Source organism: Taklimakanibacter albus (genome assembly GCF_016595235.1).
Lineage (GTDB): Bacteria > Pseudomonadota > Alphaproteobacteria > Rhizobiales > Aestuariivirgaceae > Taklimakanibacter > Taklimakanibacter albus.
In genome coordinates this window covers 215633-229020 of the sequence record NZ_JAENHL010000008.1, presented here as the reverse complement: position 1 = coordinate 229020, position 13388 = coordinate 215633, and the positions used below count along the sequence as shown (strand labels likewise).

General features: G+C 63.5%; 14 protein-coding genes. 4 read left to right on the top strand and 10 right to left on the bottom strand.

All coding sequences use genetic code 11. From position 1 onward, the window contains the following. Window positions 1-67: 67 nt before the first annotated feature. The 3 genes from JHL16_RS23980 to JHL16_RS23970 all read left to right on the top strand — a co-directional run bounded on the left by JHL16_RS23980 (window position 68) and on the right by JHL16_RS23970 (window position 2245). A complete protein-coding gene (locus tag JHL16_RS23980) occupies window positions 68-505 on the top strand; it encodes a BA14K family protein (protein ID WP_200187433.1) in 438 nt (145 codons plus the stop codon). Window positions 506-568: 63 nt separating this feature from the next. Then, window positions 569-1996: an exodeoxyribonuclease VII large subunit gene (gene xseA / locus JHL16_RS23975; protein ID WP_200187432.1), complete on the top strand. Its 1428-nt coding sequence runs from the start codon at window positions 569-571 to the stop codon at window positions 1994-1996. Between the two features lie 24 nt (window positions 1997-2020). Next, window positions 2021-2245 carry a DUF2093 domain-containing protein gene (locus JHL16_RS23970; protein WP_420884583.1) on the top strand — a complete coding sequence of 75 codons (225 nt, stop codon included), beginning with the start codon at window positions 2021-2023 and terminating at the stop codon, window positions 2243-2245. Window positions 2246-2249: 4 nt separating this feature from the next. Here the strand turns inward: JHL16_RS23970 and JHL16_RS23965 are convergent, their stop codons facing one another. Continuing rightward, window positions 2250-2486 carry a hypothetical protein gene (locus JHL16_RS23965; protein WP_200187431.1) on the bottom strand — a complete coding sequence of 79 codons (237 nt, stop codon included), beginning with the start codon at window positions 2484-2486 and terminating at the stop codon, window positions 2250-2252. A 238-nt stretch (window positions 2487-2724) separates the two neighbouring features. On the opposite strand from JHL16_RS23965, the gene JHL16_RS23960 reads away from it, so the two are divergent. Further along, window positions 2725-4122 (top strand): class II 3-deoxy-7-phosphoheptulonate synthase, encoded by a 1398-nt coding sequence (locus JHL16_RS23960; protein ID WP_200187430.1) that lies wholly within the window; start codon window positions 2725-2727, stop codon window positions 4120-4122. 62 nt (window positions 4123-4184) lie between these two features. Here the strand turns inward: JHL16_RS23960 and JHL16_RS23955 are convergent, their stop codons facing one another. The 9 genes from JHL16_RS23955 to JHL16_RS23915 form a co-directional block, all read right to left on the bottom strand. Beyond that, window positions 4185-4490: an alkylphosphonate utilization protein gene (locus tag JHL16_RS23955; protein WP_200187429.1), complete on the bottom strand. Its 306-nt coding sequence runs from the start codon at window positions 4488-4490 to the stop codon at window positions 4185-4187. Window positions 4491-4565: 75 nt separating this feature from the next. Continuing rightward, on the bottom strand, window positions 4566-6059 hold the full coding sequence (locus JHL16_RS23950; protein WP_200187428.1) for a M81 family metallopeptidase: 1494 nt from the start codon (window positions 6057-6059) through the stop codon (window positions 4566-4568). Window positions 6060-6076: 17 nt separating this feature from the next. Further along, the gene (locus tag JHL16_RS23945) at window positions 6077-7048 is read right to left on the bottom strand and encodes an ABC transporter ATP-binding protein (protein ID WP_200187427.1); all 972 of its coding nucleotides are present in this window, start codon (window positions 7046-7048) and stop codon (window positions 6077-6079) included. Further along, a complete protein-coding gene (locus JHL16_RS23940) occupies window positions 7041-8012 on the bottom strand; it encodes an ABC transporter ATP-binding protein (RefSeq protein ID WP_200187426.1) in 972 nt (323 codons plus the stop codon). Before JHL16_RS23940 ends, JHL16_RS23945 begins: the two co-directional genes overlap by 8 nt. 2 nt (window positions 8013-8014) lie before the next feature. Next, window positions 8015-8902, bottom strand: coding sequence for an ABC transporter permease (locus JHL16_RS23935; RefSeq protein ID WP_200187425.1), 888 nt, complete (start codon window positions 8900-8902; stop codon window positions 8015-8017). Then, window positions 8899-9825 (bottom strand): ABC transporter permease, encoded by a 927-nt coding sequence (locus JHL16_RS23930; RefSeq protein WP_200187424.1) that lies wholly within the window; start codon window positions 9823-9825, stop codon window positions 8899-8901. The genes JHL16_RS23935 and JHL16_RS23930 overlap by 4 nt, the downstream gene beginning before the upstream one ends. Window positions 9826-9853: 28 nt before the next feature. Then, a complete protein-coding gene (locus tag JHL16_RS23925; RefSeq protein WP_246771149.1) occupies window positions 9854-11434 on the bottom strand; it encodes an ABC transporter substrate-binding protein in 1581 nt (526 codons plus the stop codon). A 47-nt stretch (window positions 11435-11481) separates the two neighbouring features. Then, complete coding sequence (locus tag JHL16_RS23920; RefSeq protein WP_200187423.1) at window positions 11482-12354, bottom strand: MurR/RpiR family transcriptional regulator; 873 nt, start codon at window positions 12352-12354, stop codon at window positions 11482-11484. Between the two features lie 63 nt (window positions 12355-12417). Next, complete coding sequence (locus tag JHL16_RS23915) at window positions 12418-13314, bottom strand: DMT family transporter (RefSeq protein WP_246771148.1); 897 nt, start codon at window positions 13312-13314, stop codon at window positions 12418-12420. Between the last annotated feature and the right edge of the window lie 74 nt (window positions 13315-13388).

Here is a 13388-nt window from a genome sequence, read left to right as displayed (position 1 = left end):
TTTTCGGAACGGAGCTCACCCTAACCCGTTAGCGAACAAGGGCGGTGAACCGCAATAGGAGGAAGATATGAATATGCGACCTCTGGTCAAACCTATGCTCGGGGCGGCGGCGCTCGCGGCACTGGCCGTCGGCTTCACACCTACCGTTGCGTCGGCGGGTCCGGCATCCTGTGCCGCTTATGCACGTGACGTCGCGGCCGCCGAAGCGCCGCGCCGTGGCCTCATCGACGGCGTGGTGATCGGAACCCTCGACACCGTCATCACCGGCGGCGCCGGCGCCGACGAGCGTTATCGCGACGCCTATGACGAAGCCTATGGCAACTGCATGCGGACCGAACGGACCGCCTATGTCGTGCCGAGAGGCGAGGAGCGCGTCACCGTGACGGTGCATCCGGATGTCGGCAGCGATGACTGGGTGAGCTACTGCTCGGCCAAATACCGCTCCTTCGATCCCGATACCGGCACCTATGTGACCTATTCGGGCGAAAGGCTGCCCTGCCGGTAACACCCCGGCAACAAGCCCAAGCTGACGATTGACAGGACGCGCCGGCGCGGCAAGTGTCGGCCCATGATCGATCATGACCCTGAGACCGGTGAGCTTCGCGACGTGGTGAAACCCAATGTCGCGGAGTTCACCGTTTCCGAAATATCCTTCGCCCTCAAGCGCACGCTCGAAGACACCTTCGGCCATGTCAGGGTGAGGGGCGAGATCTCCGGTTTTCGGGGCCCGCATTCCTCCGGCCATTGCTATTTCAGCCTGAAGGACCAGACGGCGCGCATCGACGCGGTGGTCTGGCGCGGCACTTTCTCGCGGCTCCGCTCGAAATTGCAGGAAGGGCTCGAGGTCATCGCCACCGGCAAGCTGACCTCCTATCCCGGCAAGTCGTCCTATCAGATCGTCATCGAGGCGATCGAGCCGGCGGGCGCCGGCGCCTTGATGGCGCTGCTCGAGGAGCGCAAACGCATGCTCGCCGCCGAGGGCCTGTTCGATGCCGCCCGCAAGAAGCCGATTCCGTTTCTGCCGCGGGTGATCGGCGTCGTCACCTCGCCGACGGGGGCGGTGATTCGCGACATCCTGCATCGGTTGAATGACCGCTTTCCGCGCCATGTAATGGTGTGGCCGGTGCGCGTCCAGGGTGAGACATCGGCGGCCGAAGTGGCCAATGCGATCCGCGGCTTCAACGCCATGGCCCGGAAGCCCGATCTTATCATCGTCGCCCGGGGCGGCGGCAGTCTCGAGGATCTCTGGGGGTTCAACGAGGAGATCGTGGTGCGCGCCGTCGCCCAGAGCACGATTCCGTTGATCTCGGCGGTCGGGCACGAGACCGACTGGACTCTCATCGATCATGTGGCGGACGAGCGGGCGCCGACGCCGACCGCCGCGGCCGAGCGCGCCGTGCCGGTGCGCGCCGATCTCCTGGCCCAGGTCGCCTCGCTCGCTGCCCGCCATGACCGGGGCCTCAAGCGCTTGATGACCGAGCGGCGCACCCGCATCCGCGCCGCCGCCCGCGCGCTGCCACGGCCCGACGACATATTGGCGCTGGCGCGCCAGCGCTTCGACACGATTTCCGGACGGCTGCGGTCGGCGCTGGTCAAGAACACCTTGCTGCACCGGCGCGATTTCGAGAATGCGGCGGCCCGGCTGACGCCGGCGCCGCTCAAGCGCAATCTTGCCGAGCAGGCGCGTCTCCTTGCTCGCCATGGCGCCACCTTGCGGCGCGATGTCCGGCGTGTCGTCGAGCTGCGCGCCACGCGCCTCGGCTCATCCGGCAAGCTCTTGAATTCGCTCTCCTACAAATCCGTCCTGCAGCGCGGCTATGCGCTGGTGCGCAATGCCGAACGCACCCCCTTGCGCGCCGCGGCGCAGGTCAAGCCGGGACAGGAGATCAGCATCGAGTTCCATGATGGCGAGATCGGCGCTGTGGCCGACGGCCATGCGCCACCGTCAGAGCGGTCTGCAAAAAAGCGTGAGGGCGGCCAAGGGTCATTGTTCTGACGCGGCTTAGGGGTTATTTGACGGATCATGAACAGGCATGAACCCTTTTTGCCGCGTGGCCGCGAGGCCAAAATCCGGTATCTCGACGCCGATTTCCAGGTGTTGAGCGAGGGCGATCATGTGCTCTGCGCGGTGACCGGCCTGCCGATCAAGATCGAGCAGCTGACCTATTGGAGCGTGGCGCGCCAGGAGGCCTACAGTTCCGCCGAGGCGGCCTTCCGGCGCCTGCTCGAAACCGGCCTGAAATAGCTTTTCAATAGAAATACTGCCTGAATGTGCTGATGAAGGGCCGCAGCAGCCGGGTTGTATCGTCGCGCCAGATCACCGCGGCATTGAGCAGGACGAACAGCACCCGGAGCAGGTTGAGATTGGCCGGATTGAGCCGGGTTTTGCCCTTGAAGCGCAGATAGACCCAGTAGAGCAGGAAGGCGCCATTGACGATGGCGAGCAGCTGCCAGGTCGGCGGGCGGCCCGACTTCAGGAAGGCCATAAGGGTATCCCACTGGGATTGCACGAAAATATCTTGCATGGCAGAAGCCTGTTCGATCCTATATAGGGATGATGCCCGACTGGGCTTAAGGATCCCTTGGCGGTGGGAAGGCCAAACTGGCGCTTATTCCCTAAGCTGTGTATAAGCCCCGGATTCCGGGTTGAAATATCCTGGTAAATCAGAGCTTCCCGCCAAAGTCGCCGCTTTGGCGAAGCGCAGACGATGTGGAGTACAGATTATGGCGAAGGCCTGGACACCCGGCTCATGGCGCAATCTTCCGGTCATGCAGCTGCCCGCTTATGACGATGCCGCGAAGCTCGCGGATGTCGAGAAGCTGCTTGCCGGGTATCCGCCGCTGGTTTTTGCGGGCGAGGCCCGTAAGCTCAAGCGCAAGCTCGCCAAGGTTTCCGAAGGCAAGGGTTTCCTGCTCCAGGGCGGCGATTGCGCCGAGAGCTTCGCCGAACATTCGGCCGACAATATCCGTGATTTCTTCCGCGTCTTCCTGCAGATGGCGGTGATCCTCACTTTCGCCGGCGGCCAGCCGGTGGTGAAGGTCGGCCGCATCGCCGGCCAGTTCGCCAAGCCGCGGTCATCGCCCACCGAGACGGTCAATGGCGAGGAGCTGCCGATCTACCGGGGTGATATCGTCAATGATTACGCCGGCACGGCCGCGGCGCGCCGTCCGGATCCCGAACGCCAGATCATGGCTTACCGGCAGTCGGCGGCGACGCTGAACCTGCTCCGCGCTTTCGCGCAGGGCGGCTACGCCAATCTCGAGCATGTCCATAAATGGACGCTTGGTTTCCTGAAGGACGGGCCGGCCTGGGAGCGTTATCAGGCGCTGGCCGACCGCATCTCGGAAGCTTTGGGTTTCATGCGCGCCTGCGGCGTCAATCCCGACACCGCGCCGCAATTGCGCTCGACCGAGTTCTTCACCAGCCATGAGGCGCTGCTGCTCGGCTATGAGCAAGCGATGACGCGCGTCGATTCGACGAGCGGCGACTGGTACGCGACCTCCGGCCACATGTTGTGGATCGGCGACCGCACCCGCCAGCCCGATCACGCCCATGTCGAGTTCTGCCGCGGTGTGAAGAATCCGATCGGCCTCAAATGCGGTCCGTCGCTGCAGCCCGCCGAGCTGATCAAGCTGATCGACATCCTCAACCCGGACAACGAGCCGGGCCGGATGACGCTGATCACCCGCTTCGGCGCCGACAAGGTCGACAAGCATCTGCCTGAGCTCGTCCGCGCGGTGAAGCGCGAGGGCCGCATCGTGGTGTGGTCCTGCGACCCGATGCACGGCAACACCATCAAGTCGCGTTCGGGCTACAAGACGCGGCCCTTCGACCAGGTGCTGGCGGAACTGCGCCGCTTCATGGCGGTGCATCAGGCGGAAGGCACCCACGCCGGCGGCATCCATGTCGAGATGACCGGCAAGGACGTCACCGAATGCACCGGCGGCGTGCGCGCTCTGTCGGACGAGGATCTGAACGACCGCTACCACACCTTCTGCGACCCGCGCCTCAATGCGGGGCAGGCGCTGGAGCTGTCTTTCCTGGTCGCCGAGGAACTCAAGAAGGAGCAGGCGCTGCGCCCGCACTCCGATGACGACGAGGCGGCCGAAGCCGCCGAGTGATTTCTATCCGATGTTGATCGATCGCCCCGGCATTGTCCGGGGCGATTTCTTTTTGGGAAAATCTACCGCTTACGGACGAATTCGGCGCGCAGCACGAGGCCCTTGATGCTCTCGTGCCGGCAATCGATCTCCTGATCATCGCCCGTCAGGCGGATGGATTTGATGACCGTGCCGCGCCGTAGAGTCTGGTTGGCGCCTTTGACCTTCAGATCTTTGACCAGCACGACGCTGTCGCCATCGGCCAGCAGATTGCCGACGGCATCACGGACCTCGACGACGTCCTTGGCATGCCTGGCGGCCGCTTGGGCGGCGGTGAGCCATTCGCCGGTCTCTTCGTCATAGACATAGTCATCATCAGCCGCGGTCATCTTCTATTCTCTCTTCACCTCAACGATGACGCGCGTATAGCCCATCGGGGAAGATTTTGAGAGAAAAAAGCCGCGTCACAGCTTCATATCCCTGTCGAGCGGGAAGATCGGGCGCGGTACGTTCTTGTAGGGCAGGCGGTCGAGATAGGTGGTGCACAAGGCACCGCTGTCGCAGACGATGACCTTGTCGGCGATGGGTTCGAAGGCGGCGCGGAAATGCTGCATCGATTTGAGAGCCACTACCGTCTTCGCGGCGGGATCGATGCCGAAGGCGCGGAACTGCTGCAGATCCAGCATTTGGGAAGCTTCCGTCACCACCAATATGTCGATACCGCCGACGCGTATCACCGCGGTCGGGCCGAAGCTCAAAGTGAGCTTGCCGATCATTGGGCCATCGCCCGTGTAGGTGCCGTCGCTGACGAGCCTGAGCTCACCTTCGAGCGCGAGCGGCTCACCGCCGAAGCGCGGATCGGTCTTGCCGCCGAGGCTGATCTTCACGCGCTCGCCCACTTTGTGCTCGTGGAGATCGAGCGCGACCTGGGGATCGACCATCGGGCCAAAGGCGGCATCGGTGATCCCCGCATCGAGGAGCGCCTTCAGCAGATTGGTGGAGTCGCCATAACCGCCGCCGCCCGGATTGTCGGCATAGTCGGCGATGATGATCGGTCCGTGCTTCCGCTTGTGTGCCTTGGCGATCTGGGCGGCTTCCTCGACCGGCATGTAATAATTGATGATGTCGAAGCGCGTCTCCCAGATATCGTCGGCGAGGCTTTCGGCGAAAGCGCGGTGCCTTGCTTCGTCGCCGTCATAGGTGATGAGCACGGTGGGGCCGACATCCTTGATGTCGGCATTGCTGAAGCCGGCATTGATGCTGACCGCCAGCGCGCCGTGTGTCTTTTCATGGGCAATGGCCTTCTCGACACGGGCGATCATCGGCCCGACATCCGTGCGCCCGCCATTGGCCTCGTCCAGCATCGGCCGATGCGCGCGCAAGGTACGCGGTTTGATCTCACCCTTCATCGCGCGCTGCAGGATGTCGCCCGCCTGCCGACCGCTGTCGCGCATGTCGATATGCGGATAGGTCTTGTAGGAGACGATGATATCGGCGCGCGCGCACATTTCCGGCGTCACATTGGCATGGAGATCAAGTGTGATGGCGATCGGCAGATCTGGTCCCACCACATCGCGCAGACGCTTCAGCAATTCGCCTTCGCCGTCCTCGCAGAATTCGGTCACCATGGCGCCATGCAGCGCCAGCGCGATGCCGTCGAGCTCATCCTTGTGGGCGGCCGCCTCGGCGACGATGCGTCCGCCGAGCCGCTCGAAGGCGTCGCGGGTGACGAAACCGGCCGGATGCGCCGAGGCACTGAGCACATGGATCTGCTTCCAGCCATATTTGCGGGCGCTGTCGCAGAAGCCGGCAAGCTCGGTATTGGCGTCGCCCAGTACCTCGATCGCGTCATTGCCGAAATGCGTGCCGCGCGCCGCGAAGGCATCGTAGCCGGTCAAATTCACATTGAAGGTATTGGTCTCATGGATGAAGTCGGCGGTGAGCACGGTGAAGGCCATGACGGATCTCTCTGAGGTCAAGTGAGGGGATGGAAGCAGGCGACGGCATGGCCATCGGAACGGGTTTCGAGCACGGGGCGCCGGCTCAGGCAATCGGGCCTGGCATGGCGGCAGCGCGCCGCGAAGGCGCAGCCCTGGGGCAGGTTGTAAGGGCTCGGGATCTCGCCGGTGAGCCTGCTGATATCGCGCCGCTGTGTCGGATCGGGCGCGAAGGTGCTGTCGAGCAAGGTCTGCGTATAGGGGTGGCGTGGCGCGGCTTTGGCGTCGGGCAGGATTTCGACGATACGGCCCAGATACATCACCACGATGCGGTCGCTGAAATAACGCACCAGATTGAGATCGTGCGAGATGAAGAGATAGGTGAGGCCGAGCTCATGCTTGAGCTTCTCGAGCAAGGTCACGATCTGCGCCTGGATCGAGACGTCGAGCGAGGCGGTGGGCTCATCCAGCACCATGAGATCGGGCTCGAGGGCGAGCGCCCGCGCGATGCCGATGCGCTGGCGCTGGCCACCCGACAATTGATGCGGATGGTTTTGGGCAAATCTCGCATCGAGGCCGACCATGGCGAACAGCGCCTCGACCTTCTGGCGCGCTTCCGCGGTGGTGAGGCGGATCCCCTGCACCTTGAAAGGCTCGAGCAGGGCATCGGCGATCGTGTAGCGCGGATCGAGCGAGGAATAGGGGTCCTGGAACACCATCTGCATGCGCCGGCGCAGGAGCCGCATCGCACCATGCGACTGCTTCAGGAGGTCGACGCCGTCGAAGCTGATGCTGCCGCTCGTCGCCTCGAGGAGGCGCAGCACGAGGCGCGCCAGAGTGGACTTGCCGCAGCCCGATTCCCCCACGACGCCGGTCACCTGGCCGCGCGGAATGTCGAGCGACACCTGGTTGACGGCAGTCATCCGGCGCGGCTCGCCGAACAGGCCCTTGCGGCTTTCGAAGATCTTGTTGAGGTCGCGGATGGTGACGAGGGGCGAGAGGCTAGGCATGGGCAGCCTCATGCTTGTCGGCGACATGGCAGGCGATTTCGGCGCCCGAAGCGAGCCGCTCCAGCACCGGCACCTCCCTCTCGCACAGGCTTTCGCTGCGTGTGCAGCGCGGATGAAAACGGCAGCCCGCCGGATAGCGTGCGACGCTTGGCACCAGGCCCGGAATGCCGACGAGACTGCCGCGTTCCATGGCGTTGCGCGGGATGCAGCCGATGAGTGCCTGCGTATAGGGATGACGTGGGCTCGCGAAGATGGCCGACACCGTGTTGCTCTCCGCGACACGCCCGGCATAGAGCACGACCACACGGTCGCAGGCCTGCGCCACGACGCCCATGTCGTGGGTGATGAGGATGAGGGCGACGCCTTTCTCGCGCACCAGCTCGCCAAGGATCTGCACGATCTGCGCCTGGATGGTGACATCGAGCGCCGTGGTCGGCTCATCGGCGATGATGAGATCGGGATTGGCGGCCAGCGCCATGGCGATGACGATGCGCTGCTTCATGCCACCCGACAATTGATGCGGATAGTTGTGATAGGTGGTCGCGGCTTCCGGAATGCGCAGGCGTTCCATGATCTCGATGCTGTGGCGGCGCGCCGCCGAGCCTGAAAGGCCGAGATGGAGGCGCGCCACCTGGTCGATCTGCTCGCCGACGCGGATGACGGGATCGAGCGAGGTCATCGGATTCTGGGTGATGAAGGCGATGCGCCGGCCGCGCAGCCGGCGATAGTCGGGCTCGGGCAGGCGGGTCAGCTCCATGCCGTCGAACCGGATGGAGCCCCGCTCGACGCGCCCGCCGATCAGTGGCAGCAGGCCCATGATGGAGAGCGCCGTCAGCGATTTGCCGGAGCCGGACTCGCCGACGATGCCTAAGGTCTCGCCTTTGTCGACCGCGAAGCCGATCGAATCGAGCGGCTTGATGCCGCCGATGTCGATGGAAAGATCCTGGACGTCGAGAAGCGCCATGCTCAGCCTTCCCGGATCTTGGATTTGATGTCGAGCGCCCGGATCAGCGCGTCGCCGAAGAGATTGATGGCGACCACCGTGATGGCGATGACGAGGCCCGGGAAGATGATGACCCAGGGCGCCTTGAAGATCTGCGCCGTGCCGCTCGACATCATGGCGCCCCAGCTCGGAACGGGGGGCTGGGCACCCAGTCCGAAGAAGCCGAGCGTCGCTTCGAGGATGATGGCGTCACCCGTCGCCAGCATGCCGCAGATGATGACTGGCGCCATGGCATTAGGCAGCAGATGGCGGAACACGACATGGCTGTGGCTGGCGCCGAGGCCGATCGTCGCTTCGATATAGGTCTCATTCTTGAGCGCCAGGATCTCGGCGCGGGTCAGCCGGGTGAACTGGGCGAGATAGGCGACGCCGATGGCGATCATCGTGCTGGTGAGGCCCGGCCCGATGATGGCGACCAGGATGAGGGCGATGAGAAGCTCGGGGAAGGACCAGCTGAGGTCGATCACCGCGGTGATGAAGCGGTCGAGCAGGCCGCCGAAATAGGCGGCCGCCGCGCCGAGGCACATGCCGATGAAGACCGAAACGGTGATGGCGGTGACGCTGACCGACAGCGAGGTGCGCGCCCCATACATGATGCGCGACAGCACATCGCGGCCGAATTCATCGGTGCCGAGCCAGTTGGCGAGGCTCGGCGGCTGGGACGCAAGGGGCAGGTTCTGCGCATCGTAGGGATAGGGCGTGATCCAGGGGGCGAGGAGCGCCACCAGGACGAGTGCCAGCAGATAGGCGCCGGTGATGCCGCCTTTGGGCGAGAGGAACACCTTGCCGAGTGTCGTCCGGCGGGCCTCGGCGAGGAAGCCCGGGCTGTGGTCGAGCGCGGGCGCGGTCATGTGAGAGCGCTCCTGACGCGCGGGTCCATCGCCGCCTGGATGAGATCGCCCAAAAGCGTGCCGAGCATGACCGCCATGGCGAGCATCAGGAGGCAGGCCTGCACCACCGGATAATCATGCTGGCTGAGCGCCTTGATCAGCAACATGCCGAGGCCGGGCCTGGCGAAGACATATTCGACGGTGACGGCGCCGCCGAGAACCCAGCCGATGCGCAGGCCCAATATGGTGACGACGGGCAGCAGCGCATGGCGCAGCACATGCCGAAGCTGAATGCGCCGCGCCGGCAGGCCCTTGGCATGGAGCAGCAGTACGAAGTCCTTGCCGGCCGTTTCCAGCATGGCGATGCGGGTGACACGCGCCACGAGCGCCATGCCGCCGAGGCCGATGGTGAGAACGGGGAGCACCAGGCTTTCCCAGGAGCGCGCCCCTGACACCGGAAACCAGCGCAATTGCACGGCGAAGACAAGAATGAGGATGAGCCCGAGCCAGAAGCTCGGCATGGTCGAGCCGAACAACACGCCGGTCATCACGGTGCGGTCGATCCGGCCTTCCTTGTTCATCGCGGCGATGACGCCGGCTGCGATGCCGAGCACGGTCGAGAACAGCAACGCAAGGCCGCCCAGCGTCAGGCTGTAGGGCAGGTTCTGGGCGATGAGATCGGCGACCGGGCGGCGCATGACGATGGCGGTGCCGAGATCGCCCTGGGCGAGCTGGCTGAGCCAGATGAGATATTGCTCGACGAGCGGCCGGTCGAGCCCGTAGCGCGCGGTGATCTCGGCCTTCTGTTCCGGCGTCGAGCCGACCCGCACGAGATTGTCGATCGGGTCGCCCGGCACCAGATGGATGATGAGGAAGATGACGATCGACACGACGAGGAAGACCGGGATCAGCAGCAGAAGCCGCCGGATTGTGTACGAAAGCATCCCGATCTTCCCCTTGAGGTCGTGCTACCTACTGGACGACTTCGAGGTCCATGATCTGCGACGGCTCGATGCCTTTCTTCAGCATCGTATCCGTCACTTTCAGGCGGTCCTTGTTATAGGCGACGCTCGTCACCGGCTGGTAGATCGGCGCGAAGACGAATTGCGACAGGACATATTCGTGATAGGCCTTGAAGTTGGCGATGCGCTCTTCCAGCGTCTTCGAGCCGGTCATTGCCTTCTTGTTCAGCTCCTCGCCCTTGGGGTCGTTCCACATCGAGATATTGGGATAACCGAGGCGCTGGCCGGAGAAGAACCAGTCGATGATGTCGGCATTGTTCCATTCATAGGAACGCACCGCCAGTTGATGCTGGTTCTTCTTGTATTCGTCACGGATGGCGGAGGAATCGTAGATGGTGATCTCGGCGTCCATGCCGATCGCCTTGAGCTGCGCCTGGACCGCTTCGGCGAGGCGTTTGAATTCGGTGTCGGTTTGGGCCCAGAGTTTCACCTTGAGCGGCTTGCCGTCTTTTTCGCGCACCCCATTGGCACCCGTCTTCCAGCCAGCCTCGTCGAGAAGCTGGTTCGCCCGTTCCGGGTTGTAGGAGATATTGAGCTTCGGATCGACATTGGCCTCGGGCAGCGCGCTGATCAGGAAGTTGTGCGCTTCCATGCCGATGCCGCCATAGATGCTGTCGAGGATCTGCTTCTGGTTGACGGCGAGCGCCGTCGCCTCACGCACCTTGATGTCGGTGAAGGGTTCCGACGTGACATTGATCGGCATATAAGCGACGTCATAAGCGGGCGTGGTGATGACGCCGAGATTGGGCTCAGCCTTGACCTGCGCGATGAAATCGGTCGGCACACCGAAGAGGAGATCGACGCCGCCGGTCTTGAGCTCGAGGAAGGAGGTCGATTGCTCCGGGATCTCGCGGAAGGTGATCTTTTGGATCTTGGCCGGACCTTTGTTCTGCGAGAGCTCTGATCCCCAGGTATAATCGTCATTGCGCTCGAGCACCGTTTCCTGGCCGACGGTGAAGCTCGTGAGCTTGTAGGGCCCGGTGCCGATCGCCTCGGTGACGCCGAATTTGTCGCCCATTTCCTTGTAAGCCTTGGGCGCCGGAATGCCCATGAAGGCGCTGGCGAAGTTGAAGAGAAGGTTGGGTTCCGGCCGCTTCATCACGAATTTGACGGTATTCTCGTCGACGACTTCCACCTTGTCGATGGCCTCGACCATATAGGCGTTGTCGGTGCCGGCGAAGGAGGGGATCCAGGCGGCGATGGCGTCGGCATTGAAGGGCTCGCCATTATGGAACTTCACGCCTTTGCGCAGATGGAAGACCCACTGCATGCCGTCCGGCGCCTCTTCCCAGGATTCCGCCAGATGCGGATGGAAGCTCTGATCGACGTCCTGCACCACCAGGCCGTCGAAGATCAGAGGCGAGGCGGCATTGATCATGGGCGACTTGACCGGGTTATAGGTCGCGGCACCCACCTCGTTGGTCGGCATGACGAAGGTCGCTTCCTGGGCGATTGCCCAGAGGCTCGAGGCGGCAAGCGTCATCAAGGTGGTGCTGCCGGTGAGAAAGGCTTTGCGTAGCTGGTGTTTCATAGGTTCCTCCATTTCCGTTTTTTGTTTTGGTGAAGCAGGTCGCGATCTCAGGCTTTCGGATCTCCCACATAGCCGATGAACTGGCTGTAGAGGCCGGAGACCTTGTTCATCCGCTCTTCGACTTGCGGACCGAGCTCGTTGAAGATGCTGTTGACGAGAAGGGTGATGAGGCTCGCGATCGGCGCCGTCGCATCCCAGAACTGGTTGAGATCGGTTTCGACCGAAAAGACCTCGTCGACCAGGTCATGCGCCCAGTCGCAATATGAGTCTGTGATCAGCATTGTGGCGACGCCGGCCTGGCGGGCTTCGGCGGCGAGGCGCTGGGCCAGGCTCGAATAACGCCGCGCCTCGATCAGGATGAGATTGGCCCTGGCCGGATTGCCGAGCAGCACGTCCGCGAAATTGCCGCCGGCGAGGTCGACGAGCTGCACGCCGGGCCGCAGATATTGCAGCTGGTTGGCGAGATACTGCGCCAGACCGCGTTCGGTCTGGAATCCGGCGACGAAGATGTCCGGCGACTGCGCGAGGCGTTTGACGACGCGCTTCCATTCCTTGGTGCGGGCGATCTCGTAGTTCCTGACGAGGGCCGCGATCTCCTTGTCGAGTCCGCGCGCCAATTCGTCGTCGCCGCGCCGGCTGCGTTGGCGAAAGTCCTTGAGCCGGTCGCCGATGAGCCACGGGCCTTCGCCGATATCGGCCTGGAGATCGGATTTCAGCTCCTTGAAATGCTTGTAGCCGATGGCGCGGCAGAAACGGCCGACCGACGGCTCGCTCAAGCCGATTTTCCCGGCGAGGGTGGCGGCGGTCTCGAAAGGAAGGCTCGTCAGATTGGCCAGCATGTAGCTGGCGAGCAGGCGCTCCGCCTTGGTCGCGTCCTCCTCCAGGCATGCGGTGAGCCGCTGACGTACCGGTTTCCGCATGTTTTCGCGTCGCCCCCGCTGTTTGTTAGTTTTGCGGAAGCTTGTCAGTTTTCTTTCAGACTGTCAATTTCGCAAATTTTCTAGCTGGGGCCTGCGCATCTCGATGGCGATATGGCCGAATACGGCGGCGAGCACGATGGTACCGCCGGCCAGCGTGTAGGAACTTGGCACCTCACCGAAAGCCAGCCACACCCAGAGAGGAGCGAGCGGGACGTCGAGCGCGGTGATCAAGGTCGCTTCGGCGGCCGGAATCAGGCGCGAGCCCATTCCGAACAGCATGAGGCCGAGAGCGCTTTGGGTAAGCCCGAAGAGCGCCAGCAAAGCGAGATCGGAGGAGGAGACATCGAACGGGTGGCAGAACCAGAAGGAGATGAAGGCGGCGACCCAGGCCGACAGGCCGAGCGCCGGCATGACCGGTATGTCACGCTTCCAGCGCAGGATGACCGTCATCAGCGCCATGGTGAGGGTCATCAGGAAGGCGATGAACTGGCCGAGCAGGCTGCCGCCATAGCGGGCGCCGCTCAGCGTCACCACGACTCCCGCAAGTGCCAGCGCGCTGGCGGCGAGGATGATCAACGAGGTGCGTTCTCTCAGGATGAGCCAGGCGACACCGGCGGTGATGAAAGGCACGGTGGCGTAGATCACATAGACATCGGCGACCGTCGTCAGCCGCAAGGAGCTGAGAAAGGCAATCATGCCGAGCCCCGAAACGAGGGCGAGGAGCAGGCCCATGCCGCCGAGGCCGCTATAGGCTTTGATCACCTTGCCGCGCGACTGCACCGCAACCATGAGGGCAAGGGCCAGGCCGCCGAAGACGCCGCGCCAGAACAGGATGGTCCAGACATCCTCCTCGATCAGGCGGGTGAAGTAGCCGGCCGTCGACCAGGCGACCGCCGACAGGGCGACCAGGGTCCAGCCGAGATAACGCTGATTGTCGCTGCCGCCCATGACTTGTTCCATGTTTGCCCTGGCTTCAGTCTCTCCGATCCGACTGTCGGCTTGTGTCAGCAACCACGACTGCCTAGTCTCAAGGT